This is a genomic window from Pseudolysinimonas kribbensis (assembly GCF_030161895.1).
Taxonomy (GTDB): Bacteria; Actinomycetota; Actinomycetes; order Actinomycetales; family Microbacteriaceae; genus Pseudolysinimonas; species Pseudolysinimonas kribbensis.
In genome coordinates, this window is sequence record NZ_BSVB01000001.1 from 2,058,147 (window position 1) to 2,075,198 (window position 17,052).

The 17,052-nt window shown below is 75.4% G+C and carries 14 protein-coding genes and 4 pseudogenes; 15 read left to right on the top strand and 3 right to left on the bottom strand.

Features of this window, described 5'->3' with window-relative positions:
* Window positions 1-42: 42 nt before the first annotated feature.
* Window positions 43-2,147: pseudogene (locus tag QQK35_RS20485) on the top strand (MMPL family transporter).
* Here the strand turns inward: QQK35_RS20485 and QQK35_RS11505 are convergent.
* The gene (locus QQK35_RS11505; protein WP_348534929.1) at window positions 2,144-2,974 is read right to left on the bottom strand and encodes an IclR family transcriptional regulator; all 831 of its coding nucleotides are present in this window, start codon (window positions 2,972-2,974) and stop codon (window positions 2,144-2,146) included. The pseudogene QQK35_RS20485 and the gene QQK35_RS11505 overlap by 4 nt on opposite strands.
* 112 nt (window positions 2,975-3,086) lie before the next feature.
* Between QQK35_RS11505 and hutH the strand changes: the two are divergent.
* The 4 genes and pseudogenes from hutH to QQK35_RS11525 all read left to right on the top strand — a co-directional run bounded on the left by hutH (window position 3,087) and on the right by QQK35_RS11525 (window position 8,343).
* Window positions 3,087-4,672, top strand: a pseudogene (gene hutH, locus QQK35_RS11510) (histidine ammonia-lyase).
* Window positions 4,669-6,330, top strand: a complete 1,662-nt coding sequence (gene hutU / locus QQK35_RS11515) for a urocanate hydratase (RefSeq protein WP_284254293.1) — start codon at window positions 4,669-4,671, stop codon at window positions 6,328-6,330. The pseudogene hutH and the gene hutU overlap by 4 nt, the downstream one beginning before the upstream one ends.
* Before the next feature lie 23 nt (window positions 6,331-6,353).
* Window positions 6,354-7,489, top strand: a pseudogene (gene hutI, locus QQK35_RS11520) (imidazolonepropionase); the annotation flags it as partial.
* 155 nt (window positions 7,490-7,644) lie between these two features.
* Entirely contained in the window at window positions 7,645-8,343 is a 699-nt protein-coding gene (locus QQK35_RS11525; protein WP_348534930.1) for an arginase family protein, read from the top strand.
* 194 nt (window positions 8,344-8,537) lie between these two features.
* Here the strand turns inward: QQK35_RS11525 and QQK35_RS11530 are convergent, their stop codons facing one another.
* The gene (locus tag QQK35_RS11530) at window positions 8,538-9,275 is read right to left on the bottom strand and encodes a CDP-alcohol phosphatidyltransferase family protein (RefSeq protein ID WP_284254294.1); all 738 of its coding nucleotides are present in this window, start codon (window positions 9,273-9,275) and stop codon (window positions 8,538-8,540) included.
* Between the two features lie 50 nt (window positions 9,276-9,325).
* Here QQK35_RS11530 and QQK35_RS19785 point away from each other — a divergent pair, with 50 nt between their 5' ends.
* The 10 genes from QQK35_RS19785 (at window position 9,326) to QQK35_RS11575 (ending at window position 16,459) form a co-directional block, all read left to right on the top strand.
* Window positions 9,326-9,958, top strand: coding sequence for an MDR/zinc-dependent alcohol dehydrogenase-like family protein (locus tag QQK35_RS19785; RefSeq protein ID WP_348534931.1), 633 nt, complete (start codon window positions 9,326-9,328; stop codon window positions 9,956-9,958).
* Window positions 9,955-10,320, top strand: a complete 366-nt coding sequence (locus QQK35_RS19790; RefSeq protein WP_348534932.1) for an MDR/zinc-dependent alcohol dehydrogenase-like family protein — start codon at window positions 9,955-9,957, stop codon at window positions 10,318-10,320. The genes QQK35_RS19785 and QQK35_RS19790 overlap by 4 nt, the downstream gene beginning before the upstream one ends.
* A complete protein-coding gene (locus QQK35_RS11540; protein ID WP_284254295.1) occupies window positions 10,317-10,727 on the top strand; it encodes a 6-pyruvoyl trahydropterin synthase family protein in 411 nt (136 codons plus the stop codon). The genes QQK35_RS19790 and QQK35_RS11540 overlap by 4 nt, the downstream gene beginning before the upstream one ends.
* Window positions 10,724-11,746, top strand: a complete 1,023-nt coding sequence (locus tag QQK35_RS11545) for a glycosyltransferase family 4 protein (RefSeq protein WP_284254296.1) — start codon at window positions 10,724-10,726, stop codon at window positions 11,744-11,746. Before QQK35_RS11540 ends, QQK35_RS11545 begins: the two co-directional genes overlap by 4 nt.
* Window positions 11,743-12,558 (top strand): SAM-dependent methyltransferase, encoded by an 816-nt coding sequence (locus QQK35_RS11550; RefSeq protein WP_284254297.1) that lies wholly within the window; start codon window positions 11,743-11,745, stop codon window positions 12,556-12,558. Before QQK35_RS11545 ends, QQK35_RS11550 begins: the two co-directional genes overlap by 4 nt.
* Complete coding sequence (locus QQK35_RS11555) at window positions 12,546-13,502, top strand: lysylphosphatidylglycerol synthase domain-containing protein (protein WP_284254298.1); 957 nt, start codon at window positions 12,546-12,548, stop codon at window positions 13,500-13,502. Before QQK35_RS11550 ends, QQK35_RS11555 begins: the two co-directional genes overlap by 13 nt.
* Entirely contained in the window at window positions 13,499-14,242 is a 744-nt protein-coding gene (locus QQK35_RS11560; protein ID WP_284254299.1) for a RibD family protein, read from the top strand. The genes QQK35_RS11555 and QQK35_RS11560 overlap by 4 nt, the downstream gene beginning before the upstream one ends.
* Window positions 14,239-15,057 (top strand): hypothetical protein, encoded by an 819-nt coding sequence (locus QQK35_RS11565; RefSeq protein WP_284254300.1) that lies wholly within the window; start codon window positions 14,239-14,241, stop codon window positions 15,055-15,057. Before QQK35_RS11560 ends, QQK35_RS11565 begins: the two co-directional genes overlap by 4 nt.
* Window positions 15,058-15,077: 20 nt before the next feature.
* Window positions 15,078-15,851: an alkaline phosphatase family protein gene (locus QQK35_RS11570; protein WP_284254301.1), complete on the top strand. Its 774-nt coding sequence runs from the start codon at window positions 15,078-15,080 to the stop codon at window positions 15,849-15,851.
* A 68-nt stretch (window positions 15,852-15,919) separates the two neighbouring features.
* Window positions 15,920-16,459 carry a GIY-YIG nuclease family protein gene (locus QQK35_RS11575; RefSeq protein WP_284254302.1) on the top strand — a complete coding sequence of 180 codons (540 nt, stop codon included), beginning with the start codon at window positions 15,920-15,922 and terminating at the stop codon, window positions 16,457-16,459.
* 98 nt (window positions 16,460-16,557) lie between these two features.
* On the opposite strand, the pseudogene QQK35_RS11580 reads toward QQK35_RS11575, so the two are convergent.
* A pseudogene (locus tag QQK35_RS11580) lies at window positions 16,558-17,045 on the bottom strand (Lrp/AsnC family transcriptional regulator).
* Window positions 17,046-17,052 lie beyond the last annotated feature (7 nt).

The window sequence follows — 17,052 nt, forward strand, 5'->3', positions numbered from 1 at the left end:
CGCAGCGCCCGGCGCCCGCCGGCGGTGCGGAGAGGACACCACGTGACCGCGCCAGCCCCCTCGCGCCGTGCCCGGGTGATCGCGCTCCTGCTCGCCGTGCTGCTCATCGGCGGATGGCTCGGGGTCGGCGCGGTCGGCGGTCCGGTGTTCGGCACGATCTCGACGGTCGAGAACGACGACCAGGCGTCGTACCTGCCGGCGTCCGCCGAGGCGACGAAGGTGCAGAACCTGCAGGCGTCGTTCTACGGCGGCGACACCGTGCCGGCGACCGTGCTCTTCGTGCGTGACGGCGGCATCACCGGCGCGGACCGTTCCGCGGTGACCGGGATGGCGCGCGACCTCGGCGACGTCGCCGGCGTGCGGGAGGTGAGCCCGCCGATCCCGTCGGAGGATGGGCGCGCGCTGCAGCTCATCGTCTCCGTCGACGAGGGCGCCGACGGCACGACGGTCGTCGGGCACATGCGCGGCGTGCTGACCGACGGGCACATCGCCGGGCTGCGCGGCTGGGTCACCGGCCCGGTCGCCCTCGGTGCCGACTTCGGCGCCGGCTTCAGCGGCCTCGACGGCGTGCTCCTGCTCGTCGCGCTCGCCGCGGTCTTCGTGATCCTGCTCATCGTCTACCGCTCGCTGCTGCTGCCGATCGCCGTGCTGGCGGTGTCGTCGTTCGCGCTCACCGGCAGCATCCTGATCGTGTACCTGATGGCGAAGGCGGACTGGATCACGGTGACCGGCCAGAGCCGCGGCATCCTGGCGATCCTCGCCATCGGCGCGGCGACCGACTACGCGCTGCTGCTCGTGGCGCGGTACCGCGAGGCGCTGCTGCACGAGCCGAGCCCGCTCGTCGCCCTGTGGAGTGCCTGGCGCCGCACGATCGCGCCGATCGGCGCCTCCGCGGCGACGGTGATCCTGGCGGTGCTCTGCCTCGGGTTCTCGGACCTCAACTCCAACAAGGGTCTCGGGCCGGTCGCGGCGATCGCGATCGCGTTCGCCTTCCTCGCCGCGACCACGGCCCTGCCGGCGATCCTGGCCCTGCTCGGCCGGGCCGCGTTCTGGCCGCTCGTGCCGCGGGTGCTCCCGGTGGATGCGCCGGCCAAGCGCAGCCGCACGTGGGCTGCCGTCGGCCGTCTGGTCGACCGTCGCCCCCGCACGGTGTGGGTCGTCACCGCGCTCGTGCTCGGCGCCCTCGCGACCGGCGTGTTCGGGCTGCAGGCCGCGGGCGTGCCGCAGAGCGACCTGCTGCTCACGGCGTCGCAGTCGGTGGCGGGCGAGAAGGAGCTCGCGAAGCACTACGACGCGGGCAGCGGCACGCCCGCGGTCATCGTCGCGCCCGAGGGGTGCGGGCCGACGTGCTGGCGGCCGCGACGCGCGTGCGGCACGTCGCGTCGGCGACCGTGTTCACCGGCGCGCGCGGGCGCCCGGGCGGCGAGCCGAAGGTCGTCGACGGCAGGGTGCTCATCGAGGCGACGCTCTCGGTCGCGGCGGACTCCGCCGCGGCGCAGCGCACCGTCTCGGCGCTGCGATCCGAGCTCGGGGCGATCGATCCGCACGTGCTCGTCGGCGGCAGCTCGGCGCTCGACCTCGACACCAACGCGGCGGCGCAGCGCGACCTGCGGGTGGTGATCCCGATCGTGCTCGCGGTGATCCTGGTGATCCTCGTGCTCCTGCTGCGCTCGCTCGTCGCGCCGCTGCTGCTCGTGGCGACCGTGGTGCTCTCCTACGGCGCGACGCTCGGCGTCGCCGCGCTCGTCTTCAACGGGATCTTCCGGTTCCCCGGCGCCGATGCGTCGGTGCCGCTGTTCGGCTTCGTCTTCCTCGTCGCGCTCGGGGTGGACTACAACATCTTCCTCATGACGCGGGTGCGCGAGGAGACGACCGCACTCGGGCACCGGCGTGGCGTCGTGGCGGGGTTGCGCGCCACGGGCGGCGTGATCACCTCGGCCGGGATCGTGCTGGCGGCGACGTTCACGGCGCTCGCCACGATCCCGATCCTGTTCCTCGTGCAGATCGCGTTCATCGTCGCGTTCGGGGTGCTGCTCGACACCTTCGTGGTGCGCACCCTGCTCGTGCCGGCCCTCGCGATCCACGTCGGGCGGCCGTTCTGGTGGCCGGCGCCCCGGTCGCGCGGTCGCACCGCGGTCGCCCCCTAGTCGGGCGCGCTCTGCGGCCCGGCGCCGAGGCGGCGGGCGAGCTCGTCGGAGAACTCGCGGATGCGCGTCGCCAGCGCCGGCCGCCGGGCGGGCGGGATGGCGTCGGACGGGAAGCTGACCGTCACCGCCGCCTCCGGCCACCCCGATCGTTCGGCGACCGCGACGGCCACCGACGCGATGCCCTCCGTCACCTCGCCGTCCTCGAAGCCGTAGCCGAGCCGGCGCACCTCGTCGAGCACGCTGCGGAGCTCGGAGACCGTGTGCGGGCCGCGCTCGCCGCGCTCGGCGAGGGAGGCGTCATCCGGGAACAGCGCGCGCAGCTGCGCCTCGGGCAGCATGGCGAGCATCGCGCGACCGCTCGCGGTGAGGTGACTCGGCAGCCGGACGCCCACGTCGGTCACGAGGGCCGGCCGGTGCGGCGCGCGCTCCTCGACGAGGTAGAGCACGTCGCGCCCGTGCAGCACCGCGAGATGCGCGTTCTCGCCGAGCCGGTCGACGAGCGAGGCGAGCAGGTGGGCGCCGATACGGGCGAGCGGCTCCTGCCGCAGGTAGCCCGAGCTGAGCTCGAACGCGGCGATGCCGAGCGCGTAGCGGCGCTCCTCGCGCAGGTGCACCACGTAGCCGAGGTGCTGCAGCGCGCGCAGGTGCTGATAGACGGAGGAGCGCGGCAGCTGCAGGTCACGGGCGATCACGGCGGCGGCGACCGGTCCGCGCTGCCCCGCGAGGAACCGCAGCACGTCGAGCACCTGCACGGCCGCGGGCGCCGCGCCGGCCAGCTCGCGCCGGGGATCGATCTGACGCGAATGCCCGGTGGGCGTGTTGCACACCGGCCATTCGCGTCATCTCGATCAGCCTCTCTGCGTCGGGACGTCGAGGCGTCCGGGATCCCGGACGCTATCCGCCCATTGTGGCATCCCGAACGGGCGCGGGTCGGCTGGAATGAGGGCCATGGACGACGACGCCGACGACGGGGTGCGGCTGGATGGCGTGCCGCTGACGGTGGAGGACGTGGTGCGCGTCGCTCGCGGGCGTGCGAGCGTGACTCTCGACGACGCCGTCCTCGACAGGGTCGCGGCCAGTCGGGCGATCGTCGACGGCCTCGCCGACGACCCCGTGCCGCACTACGGCGTCTCGACGGGATTCGGGGCGCTCGCGTCGACGTCGATCCCGCCGGAGCGCCGCCGGGCTCTGCAGCGCTCGCTCATCCGCTCGCACGCCGCGGGCGCCGGCCCGCTCGTGGAGCGCGAGGTGGTGCGCGCGACGATGCTGCTGCGGCTGCAGACCCTCGCGACGGCGCGCACCGGTGTGCGACCGGAGGTCGTGCGGCTCTACGCCGGCATGCTCGACGCGGACGTCGTGCCGGCGGTGCACGAGAACGGGTCGCTCGGCTGCTCCGGCGATCTCGCGCCCTCGCGCACATCGCGCTGGTCGCGACCGGCGAGGGCGAGGCCGTCGCGCCCGACGGCACGCGCATCCCCGGCGGCGACGCCCTCGCCGCGGCCGGCCTGAAGCCGGTCGAGCTCGTCGAGAAGGAGGGCCTCGCCCTCATCAACGGCACCGACGGGATGCTGGGCCAGCTCTGCCTCGCGATCCACGACCTGCGCGCGCTGCTCGACGCGGCCGACGCGGCGGCGGCGATGAGCATCGAGGCACTGCTCGGCACCGACCGCGTGTTCGCCGCCGACCTGCAGGCGCTGCGGCCGCATCCGGGGCAGGCGCGCTCGGCGACGCTCATCCGCACCCTGCTCGCCGGATCGCCGATCGTCGCGAGCCACGCCGGTCCCGACGATCCGCGGGTGCAGGACGCGTACTCGCTGCGATGCGCCCCGCAGGTGCACGGCGCCGCCCGCGACACCGTGGACCATGCCGAGCGGGTCGCGAGCATCGAGCTGGGCTCGGCGATCGACAACCCCGTCGTCACCCTCGACGGCCGGCTGGAGTCGAACGGCAACTTCCACGGCGCGCCGATCGGGTACGTGCTCGACTTCCTCGCGATCGCCGCGGCCGACGTCGCCTCGATGTCGGAGCGGCGCGTCGACCGGATGCTCGACCCCGCCCGCAGCGGCGGCCTCCCGCCGTTCCTCGCCGATGACCCCGGCGTCGACTCGGGCCTCATGATCGCGCAGTACACGGCGGCGTCGCTGGTCTCCGATCTCAAGCGCCTGGCGGTGCCGGCGTCGGTGGACTCGATCCCGACCTCGGCGATGCAGGAGGACCACGTGTCGATGGGGTGGTCGGCGGCGCGGAAGCTGCGTCGTGCCGTCGACGGGCTGCGGCAGGTGATCGCGATCGAGCTGCTCACCGCGGCGCGTGCGCTCGACCTCCGGGCGCCGCTGACCTCGAGCGCGGGGATCGCGCGCCTGCGCGAGCTCCTCCGCGCGGCCGTGCCGGGGCCCGGGCCCGACCGGTTCCTCGCGCCCGAGATCGCGGCGGTCGTGGAGCTGGTGGGGAGCGAGGCGCTCGCTCCCGTGCTCATGCCGCTCGCGGCATCCACCCCCGTCCCGACCGACCAGGAGGACGCATGACGGCCGCCGCCCGACCCGTCCGCGCCCCGCGGGGCGCGGAGCTCACCGCCCGCAGCTGGCAGACCGAGGCCGCGCTGCGGATGCTCATGAACAACCTCGATCCCGAGGTCGCCGAACGTCCCGACGACCTCGTCGTCTATGGGGGCACCGGCCGCGCCGCGCGCAGCTGGGACGCGTTCGACGCGATCGTGCGCACGCTGCGCACCCTCCAGGCCGACGAGACCCTGCTCGTGCAGTCGGGCAAGCCGGTCGGGGTCTTCCGCACCCACGAGTGGGCGCCGCGGGTGCTCATCGCCAACTCCAACCTCGTGCCCGACTGGGCGACCTGGCCCGAGTTCCGCCGGCTCGAGGGCCTCGGCCTCACGATGTACGGCCAGATGACGGCCGGCTCGTGGATCTACATCGGCACCCAGGGCATCCTGCAGGGCACGTACGAGTGCTTCGCCGCGATCGCCGAGAAGCGCTTCGGCGGCACCCTCGCGGGGAGCCTCACGGTGACCGGAGGGTGCGGCGGCATGGGCGGCGCGCAGCCGCTCGCCGTCACCATGAACGGCGGCGTCGTCATCGTGATCGACGTCGACGAGACCCGGCTGCGGCGCCGCATCGACCACGGCTACCTCGACGAGCTGGCGACCGACCTCGACGACGCGCTCGCCCGCGCGGCGGCCGCGGTCGCCGAGAGGCGGGCGCTGTCGATCGGCGTCGTGGGCAACACCGCGGCGGTGCTGCCGGAGCTGCTGCGGCGCGAGGCGCCGGTCGACATCGTGACCGACCAGACGAGCGCGCACGATCCGCTCAGCTACCTGCCGGAGGGCATCGAGGTCGCCGACTGGCGGGATGCCGCGGCCGCCGACCCGGACGGCTTCACGTCCCGCGCGTACGAATCCATGGCACGCCACGTCGAGGCGATGGTGGGCTTCTCCCGGCGCGGCGCCGAGGTATTCGACTACGGCAACTCGTTGCGCGCCGGGGCGCGGCTCGGCGGTTGCGCCGACGCGTTCGCCTTCCCCGGCTTCGTGCCCGCCTACATCCGGCCGCTGTTCGAGGAGGGCAAGGGGCCGTTCCGGTGGGTGGCGCTCTCGGGCGACCCGGCCGACATCCTCGAGACCGACAAGGCGGTGCTCGAGCTGTTCCCGGAGGATGCGGCGCTGCGGCGCTGGATCACGCAGGCGCAGGAGAAGGTGCAGTTCGAGGGACTGCCGGCCCGCATCTGCTGGCTCGGCTATCGCGAGCGCCACCTCGCGGGCCTGAAGTTCAACGAGCTCGTCGCGTCGGGCCGCGTGTCGGCGCCCATCGTGATCGGGCGTGACCACCTCGACGCGGGCTCGGTGGCCTCGCCGTACCGCGAGACCGAGGACATGAAGGACGGGTCCGATGCGATCGCCGACTGGCCGTTGCTGAACGCGATGCTCAACACGGCGTCGGGCGCGACCTGGGTGTCGATCCATCACGGCGGCGGCGTCGGGATCGGGCGCAGCATCCACGCCGGTCAGGTCATCGTCGCCGACGGCACCGAGCTCGCGGCGCAGAAGCTCGAGCGGGTGCTGACCAACGACCCGGGCACGGGCGTCATGCGCCACGTGGATGCCGGATACGAGCACGCGGCCGAGGTCGCGCGGGAGCGCGGGCTGCGGGTGCCCATGCTCGAGGGCGACTGAGGACGCCCCGGGGCGGCGCGCACATGGCATCCGAGCTGATCACCGGCATCGGCGAGCTGACGACGCTCGCCGACGGGGAGGAGCGTCGACGCGACGCGGCCCTCGTGATCGACGGGGACCGGATCGCGTGGATCGGCGCGGCGGCATCGGCGCCGGCCGCCGACCGCAGGTTCGACGCGGCCGGGGGCGCGGTGCTGCCCGGCTGGGTCGACTCGCACTCGCACCTGGTGTTCGCGGGCGACCGCTCCGCGGAGTTCGAGGAGCGGATGGCGGGGCGGGCGTATTCCGCGGGCGGCATCGGGGCCACGGTGACGGCCACCCGCGCCGCGAGCGACGACGACCTGCGGGCGAACCTGCGCCGGCTGCGCGCCGAGGCGCAGCGCCAGGGCACGACGTTCCTCGAGACCAAGACCGGGTACGGGCTCGACGTCGAGACCGAGCGTCGCAGCGCTGAGCTCGCGGCGGAGGTCGCCGACGTCGTGACGTTCCTGGGCGCCCACGTCGTGCCCGCCGGCATCGACCCGCGCGCCTACGTCGACCTCGTGACCGGCCCGATGCTGGAGGCCGTGCGTCCGTGGGTGCGCTTCATCGACGTGTTCTGCGAGACGGGCGCCTTCGATGTCGACCAGTCGCGCGAGGTACTGGCGGCCGGCCGCGCCGCGGGCTCGGCCTGCGCGTGCACGGCAACCAGCTCGGCGAGTCCGGCGGGGTCGCGCTCGCAATCGAGCTCGGCGCCGCGAGCGTCGACCACTGCAATCACCTCTCGCTCGCCGACATCGACGCGCTCGCCGGCTCGGACACCGTGGCGACCCTGCTGCCGGCGACCGACCTCTCGACCCGGGAGGCGTTCCCGCCCGCGCGCGAGCTGATCGACGCGGGCGCGACCGTCGCCCTCGCCAGCAACTGCAACCCCGGTTCGTCGTACACGACCTCGATGCCGTTCTGCGTCGCCACCGCCGTGCTGCAGCTGCGCCTGACCCTCGACGAGGCGCTGCGGGCGGCCACCCGCGGCGGCGCCCGGGCGCTCCGTCTCAGCGACGACACCGGCACCCTCGTCGTCGGCGGCCCGGCCGACCTCCAGCTGCTCGACGCACCGTCGGTGTCGCACCTCGCCTACCGGCCGGGCGTGCCGCTCACCCGGGCGGTGTGGCGGAAGGGGCGCGCGTTGTCTGAACTGCATCACGACCCGCTCTGGCCGCGCGCCGGCGACTGGCCCGCGCCGACCCCGGGCGAGAGGGCCGATGTCGCGATCGTCGGCGTTCCGACCTGGTCGACCTCGATCACCCCGGGGGATGCCACACCACCCCCGCCGCCGTGCGCGACGCCCTTCGCCGGTACTCGGTCGAGACCGGGCTGACGATCGTCGACGCGGGCGACCTCGTCGACCCCGATTCCTCCCTCGCCGACGCGACGGCGGCCGTCGCCGCGCTCGACGCCCGGCTGGTGATCGCGCTCGGCGGCGACAACGCGGCCGCGGTCCCCGTCGCGCTCGGCCGCGGGACCGGCGCCCTCGTGACCGTCGACGCCCACCACGACCTGCGCGACGGGGTGTCGAACGGGTCGCCGGTGCGGCAGGTGCTCGAGCACGGCATCCCGGGTCGCCGGATCGCGCAGCTCGGGATCGAGCCGCTCGCCAACTCCGCGGCCTACCGCGCCCGAGCGGACGAGGCCGGCATCACCGTCGTCGAACGCTCGGCGCTCCTGACGACACCGCTCGGCGACGCGATGACCGCGGCGCTCGACGCGGTCGCCGCGGACGGGACCGCCATCCACGTCGACCTGGACGTCGACGTGTGCGACCGCGCCGTGGCGCCCGCGTGCCCCGCGTCGGTGCCCGGCGGCATCTCGGCGCTCGAGCTGCGGGCCGCCGCGCGCGCCGCCGGTGCGCACCCGGGCGTCGTCTCGATCGACCTGACCGAGGTGGATGCGACCCTCGACACCCCCGACGGCCGCACCGTGCGCCTCGTCGCGCTCTGCGTTCTCGAGGCGATCCGCGGCTTCGCGACCCGCTGAACGCTGTGGGAGCATCGGTCTGCGCGGCAGCGGGCGCCTGGACGACCGGTCAGCTCATCAAGAGCGACGGCGGCTTCTCGATCGGCTGGTAGCCCGGTCCTACTCGGAGGAGTCGCGACCCTGCTCGGGCCTCCGGGACCGGGACCACACGGTCCAGGCGATCCAGCCGACGGAGGCGAGGGCGGCACCCAGGATCATCGAGGCGGTGTCCATCCCGGTACCGTAGGCGGGCTCGCCGGAGATGTCGAACGGCGCCGGATCAGCCACCCGGCATCCCGGCCGAACGACTCGACCAGCAGCGCGAGCGCGACGCCGACGACGACCGCGTCGGTCACCGGCGGCAGCAGGCCGGTCGCGGCGAGGGTGAGCGCGATCCCGCACACGGCCGTCACGACCTTGCGCCAGTAGCGGAAAGGCAGCGTCGCCCGCATCCAGGGCAGCGCCCACCCGGCCGCGACGAACGCGTAGCGCAGGAGGCCGATCGCGAGCGCCCACCCGCCGACCGTCGGCGCGACGAACGCGCTCAGCACGAGCAGCAGGAACGCGTCCACCTCCATGTCGAAGCGCGCGCCGAGCTCGCTGGCCGTGCCCGTGCGCCGCGCCATCCACCCGTCGACCGCGTCGAGCGCGAGCGCCGGGACGGTCACGCCGACGAGCAGTGCGGTCGGGATCGGCTGCGTGAACGACGTGGCCGTCAGCGCCGTGACGACGGCGACGAGCGCCGAGCGCGTGGCCGTGACCGCGTTGGCCGGGCCGAACCGGCGCATCCGGCGCCGCACCAGGCCGATCGTGAGGAGCGTCGTCGAGCCGAGCAGCCAGAGGGCGCCCGCCGCCCAGCCGAGCGGTGACAGGCCGGCGGCGAGGTCGGTGCCGGCGAGCGCCGCGCCCCCGCCCAGCACCCATCCCCAGGGGGCGAGGTGAACCCGGGCCATGGCGCCTCCGTGTATCCGTTATGGCGTTCACGGTGGATACGAGTGCGGGGGTGCGCAGGGTTCACTCGCGCGAGCGATCCGAGCGGGTCGCGTGGTGGACGACCGGACCCGGCACGGGCGAACTGCGCGCCGAGCCGCTGCGCGATCCGGGCGCCGGCGAGGTGCTCGTGCGCACCCTGTGGACCGGCATCAGCCGCGGCACCGAGACCCTCGTGCTGCGCGGCGAGGTGCCGGCGTCGGAGCGCGACCGGATGCGGGCGCCGTTCCAGGAGGGCGCGTTCCCGTTCCCCGTGAAGTACGGCTACCTCACCGTCGGCGTCGTGGAGGGCGGGCCGCTCGACGGCCGCACCGTCTTCTCGCTCGCGCCGCACCAGTCCCGCTCGGTGCTGCCGGCCGACGCGGTGACGCCCGTCCCGGCGGGCGTTCCGGCCCGCCGCGCGGTGCTCGCGGGCGCGGTCGAGACCGCCGTGAACGTGCTCTGGGATGCCGCCCCGCGACTGGGCGACCGCGTGACGGTGGTCGGCGCGGGCATGATCGGCTGCTCCATCGCGCGGCTCGCGGCCGGCATCCCGGGCGTCGAGGTGGAGCTCGTGGATGTCGACCGGGCCAAGGCGCCGATGGCCGCCGCCCTCGGCGCGGCCTTCGCCTCCCCGATGACGCCACCCCCGACCGCGACATCGTGATCGAGGCCAGCGCCTCCCCCGCGGGGCTCGCGCTCGCGCTCCGGCTCGCGGCGACCGACAGCGACGTCGTCGTCGCGAGCTGGTTCGGCAGCCGGCCGGTGCCGCTCGAGCTGGGCGCCGACTTCCACTCCCGCCGGCTCACGCTGCGCTCCAGCCAGGTCGGCGCGGTCGCGTCCGCCCGTCGGGAGCGCCGGACGATGCGGCAGCGGCTCGCGCTCGCCCTCGAGCTGCTCGCCGACCCGGCGTTCGACGTGCTGCTGAGCGGCCCGTCGCCGTACACCGCCCTGCCGGACGTCGCGGCGGCGCTCGCCGCGGGCACCGACACGGGCCTCTGCCACACGATCGACTGGAGTGCCGCATGAGCGCCGTGACGCCGGGATTCTCGGTGACCGTGCGCGATCACCTGATGATCGCCCACAGCCTGCGCGGCGCGGTGTTCGGTCCGGCGCAGCGGCTGCACGGCGCGACCTACGTCGTCGACGCGACCTTCCGCGCGGAGCGGCTCGACGCGGACGGGATCGTGGTCGACATCGGGCGGGCGACGCGGGCGCTGGGGGAGCTGGTGGCATCCCTGTCGTATCGCAACCTGGATGAGGAACCGGACCTCGCCGGCATCAATACGACGACCGAGCGGCTCTGCCAGCTGCTTGGCGATCGGCTGGCCGACCGGGCGCGATCCGGCGACTTCGCCCCGGCCGAGCTCACGGGGATCGCGGTCACGCTGCACGAGTCGCACGTGGCGTGGGCCTCCTACGAGGTGGCGCTGTGAGCGTGCCCGGCGCGGCGCGCGCGCTGCGATTCGTCGTGCCGGCGGGGCTCGACGATCCGGCGCGGGTGAGCGGGGGCAACGTGTACGACCGGGAGGTGCGCGACGGGCTCGGCCGGCACGGGTGGGCGGTGCGCACGGCCGAGGCCGCGGAGGCGGAGCAGGTCGCGGAGGCGCTCGACGGGCTGCCGAGCGGCGGGGTGGCGCTCGTCGACGGGCTCGTGGCCGGATGGGCGCCCGCCGCGGTCGAGTCGGCGGCGCGGCGCGGGCATCCGGTCGTGCTGGCCCACATGGTGGCGTCGGCGTTCCCGGGCGCGACGGCCGACGCCGTGGAGGCCGAGCGCCGGACGTTCCGGGCCGCCGCCGGAGTCATCGCGACGAGCCGCTGGACCGCCGCGGAGCTCGTGCGCCGCGGGTTCGTCGAGCGCTCGCGGGTCATCGTCGCCGTGCCGGGCAGTCACGAGCGCCCGCCGGCGGTCGGTCCGGTCGGTCACCGCGACCTGCTGTGCGTCGGCGTGCTCGCGCCGCACAAGGGCCAGGACGTGCTGCTCGACGCGCTCGCGCAGGTGGACGGTGACTGGACGCTCACGCTCGCGGGCTCGCGCGCAACCGATCCCGCCTTCGCCGCGCGGGTCGCGGTGGCGGCCGAGCCGTTCGGGCAGCGCGTCCGGCTGCCCGGCGTGCTCGACGGCGGCGACCTCGACCGGGCGCACCGCCGCGTGGGCGTGCTCGTGGCGCCCTCCCGCGCGGAGAGCTTCGGCATGGCGATCGTCGACGCGCGCCGACGCGGGATGCCCGTGATCGCGACCGAGGCGGGCGGCATCCCCGAGGCGGTCGCCGGCGGGGGCGCCATCCTGGTGCCGCCCGGCGACGCGGACGCGCTGGCCGACGCCCTCCGGCGCTGGATGACCGACCCCGCCCTGCGCGCGCGACTGCGCATCGAGGCGCTGCGGGCCCGCGCCCTCGCACCGCGCTGGGCCGACACGGTCGCGCGCGTCGACGAGGCCCTGGTGGCCGCATGAGCGCCATCTCGCTCGTCACGCCGGACTGGCTCGCCCTCCGCGGACCGGCCGACGACGCCGCACGCTCCGCCGCGCTCGCCGCCCGGGCGGCGCGGCTGCTCCCCGCCGGTCCGCTCGAGGTGCACGACCTCGGCAGCGGCACGGGGGCGATGATGCGCTGGCTCGCGCCGCGGCTGCCCGGCCCGCAGACCTGGGTGCTGCACGACGGCGACCCGGGCATCCTGGCCCACGTCGGCAGCGGGTTCGCCCGTGACGCCGACGGTCGGCCGGTCACCGTGCGCACGAGCGTCGAGCCGCTCGCGGAGCTCGACCCGGCGGCGATCGCGGGCGCGGCGCTCGTCACCGCCTCCGCGCTGCTCGACGTCGTGACCGCCGATGAGGCGCGCCGGATCGTCGCGGCGTGCGTCGCGTCCCGGGCGCCCGCGCTGTTCAGCCTGAGCGTCACCGGCCGCATCGACCTCCATCCGGTCCATCCGCTCGATGCAGAGCTCGAGGCCGCGTTCGACGAGCACCAGCGCCGGATCGCCGCCGGACGCCGGCTGCTCGGACCCGACGCCGGCCCCACCATCGCGCGCTTGTTCGCCGACGCCGGATGGCCCACCCGCGCCGAGCGCACCCCGTGGCGACTCGGACCGGCCGACGCCGCGCTCGTCGAGGCGTGGCTCGACGGCTGGATCGTCGCCGCCGTGGAGCAGCGCCCGGAGCTGTCCGCCGCCGCCATCCCGTATCGCGCCCGTCGCCTCGCCCAGCTCGCCGCCGGGGCGCTGCGGGTCGACGTCCATCACGAGGATCTGCTCGCATGGCCCGCCTGACGCCGCCGCTCGTGCGGCGCCTCCTCGTGCCCGCGATGGGCGCCGCGGTGGTCGCCGCCACCGTCGCGGCCGTCGGCGCCGGCCCCTTCCTGCGCGGCATCGCGAGCCTCACGCCCGTCCCGATCCTGGGTGCGGTGCTGCTCGCCGCCGCCGCGACCGCCGCCGCGGCGTGGCGCTGGAGCGTCGTCGCCGGCGCCCTCGGCATCCCGCTCACGTGGCCCGCGGCGGTCGCCGCCTACTACCGCTCGCAGTTCCTCAACACCGTGCTGCCGGGCGGCGTGCTCGGCGACGTGCACCGTGCCTACCGGCACGGCCGCGGCGCTGCGCAGCCGGTCGCCGCGGCGCGGGCCGTCGCGACCGAGCGCATCGCCGGGCAGCTGGCCCAACTCGTGCTCGTTGTCGCCGTGCTGACCGTGCTCGGTGCGTCGGCGGTCCTCCCGGGCACCCTGGCGCTCGCCGCCGTGATCGTGCTCGCCGCCGCCGCGGCGCTCGGCATCGTCGCGGCCACCCCGCGCGGCCGGCGTCTCGCCCGCCGCGAGCTCGCCGACCTGCGCCGCGTCGCCGCCCCCCGGACGCGTGCTCGCGGTCGTCGCGTCGTCGGCGATCGTCGTCGCGTGCCACGCGGCGGCCTTCGTCATCGCGTGTCTCGCCACCGGGGTCGCGGCGTCGCCGCGGAGCTGATCGTGCTCGCCCTCGTCGCGCTCTCGGCGGGATCCGTGCCCGTGAACCTGGGCGGGTGGGGGCCGCGGGAGGCGGCGTCCGCATCCGCGTTCGCCCTCGTCGGCCTCGGATCCGGCGCCGGTCTCGCCGCCTCCGCCGCGTTCGGCGTGCTGACGATGATCGCGCTCGCCCCGGGCGCGATCGTGCTCGTCGCGGACCGGATCGCCGCATCCCGCGCCCCCACCCGCCGTCCCGTCCCCGTCCCGCAGGAGATTCCCGCATGACCGAGCGCCCCTACGTCACCCTGAGCTGCGCGATGTCGATCGACGGCTACCTCGACGGCGACCCGCCGCGGCGCCTCGCGATGTCGAACGCCGCCGACTTCGACCGGGTCGACGAGGTGCGCGCCGGCCACGACGCGATCATGGTCGGCGCCTCGACGCTGCGCCGCGACAACCCGCGCCTGCTCGTGCGCAGCGCCGAGCGCCGGATGCGCCGCGTCGAGGCCGGCATGCCCGCCGGCCCCGCGAAGGTCACCGTCACCTCGAGCGGCGACCTGCCCCGCGACGCGGCGTTCTTCACGGCCGGTGACGTCGACCGCTACGTCTACGCGCCGGTCGCCCGCGCGCGCCGGCTGCGATCCCGGATCGCCGGGGCCGCCACCGTCGTCGGCCTCGGGGAGCGCGTCACCATGGCCGCGGTGCTCGACGACCTGGCCGACCGCGGCATCCGGCGCCTCATGGTCGAGGGCGGTGGGCAGCTGCTGACGCAGTTCCTCGCCGACGACCTCGTCGACGAGCTGCAGCTCGTGATCGCGCCGTTCTTCGTGGGGGAGTCGCGCGCCCCGCGCGTGGTCGGGCCGGGCGCGTTCCCGTGGACGGCCGCGCGGCGCGCACCACTGGCCGAGACGCGGCAGGTCGGCGACGTCGTGCTGCTGCGCTACGCCCTGTCGGAGCGGTTCGGGCGGCCGGCCCCGGTCCTCCGCGCGCAGCCGCGCCAGCTCGCGACGCTGGGCGCTCGGTGAGGCGCGCCCCGGGCGCGGCCACGGTCCTCGCCGTCGCCCTGCTGGTCGCCGCGCCGCTGGCCCCCGGCGTGCTCGCGACCGGGTCGCCGGCCGCCCTCGTGCGCATCCCGGTCGAGTCGCTCGTCGTCGTGCTGCTGCTCGCGCTGCTGCCGTGGCGCGCGGTGCGCCGGTCGGTCGCCGTCGTCTACGGGATGGTGGTGGTGGCGGCGCTCCTGCTGGCCGGCATCGACACCGGGTACGAGTCGATCCTCGACACGCACTTCGATCCGAGCGAGTGGCGGCAGCTCGGCGATGCGTTCGGGGTCGTCGCGGATTCGATCGGCGTCGTGCCCGCGGCGCTGCTCGCGGTCCTCGCCGCCTTCGCCGCGCTCGCGCTCGTCGTCGTGCTCGCGTGGGCGGCGCTGCGCACGGACGCCGCGATCCGGCGCCACCTCGTCCGCGGCACCGCGGTCGCGACGACCGTGACCGCGGTGTGGGTGGTCGGCGCGCTCGCCGGATCGCAGCTCGTCGCCGGCGAGCCGGCGGCGGCCGCGGCATCCGTCGACACGATCGCGTCGGCCGCCGGGCGGGCCGGCGACACCGCGCGGGCGCAGGCCGACCTGGCGGAGCGCGTGCGGGACGATCCGTACGCGGCGGCGCCGGCATCCGATCTGCTGACGCGCCTGAAGGGCAAGGACGTGATCTTCGCCTTCGTCGAGAGCTACGGCCAGGTCGCGGTGCAGGACACGAGCTTCTCGGGCGGGGTCGACCGCACGTTGCGCGGCGGCGAGACCCAGCTCGCCGCCGAGGATATCACGCGCAGAGCGCGTGGCTGACCTCGCCCACCTTCGGCGGCGTGAGCTGGCTGGCCCACTCCACGCTGCAGACCGGCCTGTGGGTCGACTCGCAGTCCCTGTACGACAAGATCATCCGCACGAAGCGCCTCACCCTGAGCGACGCGTTCCGCGGCGCCGGCTGGAACACCGTGAGCGACGTGCCCTCCGACACGCACCCGTGGTCGTACGCCTCGTCGTTCTATCACTACGGCACCGCCTACGACGACGGCAACGTCGGCTACGCGGGGCCCTCGTTCGGCTACGCCCGCGTCCCGGACCAGTACACGCTCAAGTACTTCGCCGACCACCAGCTGACCGGCCCGCACACCCCGGTGATGGCCGAGATCGACCTCGTCTCGTCGCACACGCCGTGGGCACCGCTGCCGCAGCTCGTGCCGTGGTCGCAGATCGGCGACGGCACGATCTACGCGCCGCAGCCCGCGCAGAGCCAGCCGTCGAGCGTCGTCTGGCGGGACCCGGCCCTCGTGCGGCAGTACTACGGGCAGTCCGTGCAGTACTCGCTGGGGTCGCTGTTCTCGTTCCTGAGGAACGTCGACGACCCGAACCTCGTCGTCGTCGCCCTCGGCGACCATCAGCCCGCGACGATCGTCAGCGGGGCGGGCGCGAACCACGTGGTGCCGGTCAGCATCATCGCGAAGGACCCGGCCGTGCTGCGGGATGTCGCGGGCTGGCACTGGCAGGACGGCCTGCTCCCGACCGCCGCGGCCCCGCTCTGGCGGATGGACGCCTTCCGCGACCGGTTCCTCGCCGCCTACGGCAGCACCACGGGGTAGCGGGGCGGGTGGTCGCGGGCCGCGGCGTCGGGGGCCGCGGCGTCGGGGGCGGAGGCGACACTGGCGCGATGCGATGCGCGATCCCCGGATGCCGTGCGACGTCCGAGCCGGACGCCCCGCTCCCGCTGTGCACGCCGCACCTCGCCGAGGCCGGCGCGTGGGCGACCCGGCGCGACGGGGTCGAGGATCTGCTGCCGGCGCCGTGCGCGGCGTGCGGGGCGCGGGTCGGCATCCGGTATCCGTCCGGATGGGCGTGCGCGGTCTGCGAGTGGCGTCCCGGCGACGTGCCCGACCCCGATCTCGCACCGCCGCGGGTCGACGTCGTCTACTACCTGCGGTTCGCCGACCGGGTGAAGATCGGCACGACCGCGAGCCCGCGGCAGCGCTTCGCCGCGATCCGCCACGAGGAGGTGCTGGCCTTCGAGCGCGGTGACCGCCGCCTCGAGCGCCGACGGCACGAGCAGTTCGCGGGGGACCGCTATCCGGGCTCGGAGTGGTTCCGCCTCACGCCGCTGATCGCCACCCACATCGACGCGCTCGCCGGCGGCCGCGACCCGTGGGACCTCCACGCCCGCTGGGTGAGCGCCGCCCTCGCGGCGCGGCTCTGACCCGCCTCTCCCCGCGGAAACTCGGGCAGGCGCCGTCCTTCGTCGAGCGGGGATCGACGAAGGGCCGCCGCTGCCCGACTTGGGCGGCGCGGCGCCCGTCACTCCGCGCGCCCCCGCAGCGCGCGCCGCCGTCGCTCCACGAGGGGCTGCACGCGGTACGGGATGAGCTCGCCCATCGAGAGCGAGGTCTCGGTGCGCTCGACGCCGTCGATCGCGAGGATCGCGGCATCCACGTCGAACAGCCGGTGGATGTCGGGCGACACGACCGTCGCGACCAGGTCGCTCGATCCGCTCATGCCGTGCGCCTGCAGCACCTCGGGGATCTCGGCCATCGCCGCGACGATGCGCGCGAGCTCCTTCTGCCGCGTCGTCACCGTGATGAACGCCGTCACGGGGTAACCGAGCGCCTCGGGGGCGATGCGCCGGTCGAACGCGAGGAAGGCGCCGGATGCCTCCAGTCGCGACATCCGCGCGTAGACCGTGTTGCGCGAGACCCCGAGCCGCTCGGCGAGCGCGACGAGGAGGCACGCGGGTCGTCGGCGAGGGCCGTGAGCAGGTCGAGGTCGACGGCGTCGAGACCGGGCATACTGCGC

Excerpts from the sequence above, each read along its gene's own strand:
- hutU (WP_284254293.1), top strand. The coding sequence starts at position 4,669 with ATGACGGCCGCCGCCCGACCCGTCCGCGCCCCGCGGGGCGCGGAGCTC.
- QQK35_RS11530 (WP_284254294.1), bottom strand. The coding sequence starts at position 9,275 with ATGGCCCGGGTTCACCTCGCCCCCTGGGGATGGGTGCTGGGCGGGGGC.
- QQK35_RS11540 (WP_284254295.1), top strand. The coding sequence starts at position 10,317 with ATGAGCGCCGTGACGCCGGGATTCTCGGTGACCGTGCGCGATCACCTG.
- QQK35_RS11550 (WP_284254297.1), top strand. The coding sequence starts at position 11,743 with ATGAGCGCCATCTCGCTCGTCACGCCGGACTGGCTCGCCCTCCGCGGA.
- QQK35_RS11555 (WP_284254298.1), top strand. The coding sequence starts at position 12,546 with ATGGCCCGCCTGACGCCGCCGCTCGTGCGGCGCCTCCTCGTGCCCGCG.
- QQK35_RS11560 (WP_284254299.1), top strand. The coding sequence starts at position 13,499 with ATGACCGAGCGCCCCTACGTCACCCTGAGCTGCGCGATGTCGATCGAC.
- QQK35_RS11575 (WP_284254302.1), top strand. The coding sequence starts at position 15,920 with ATGCGATGCGCGATCCCCGGATGCCGTGCGACGTCCGAGCCGGACGCC.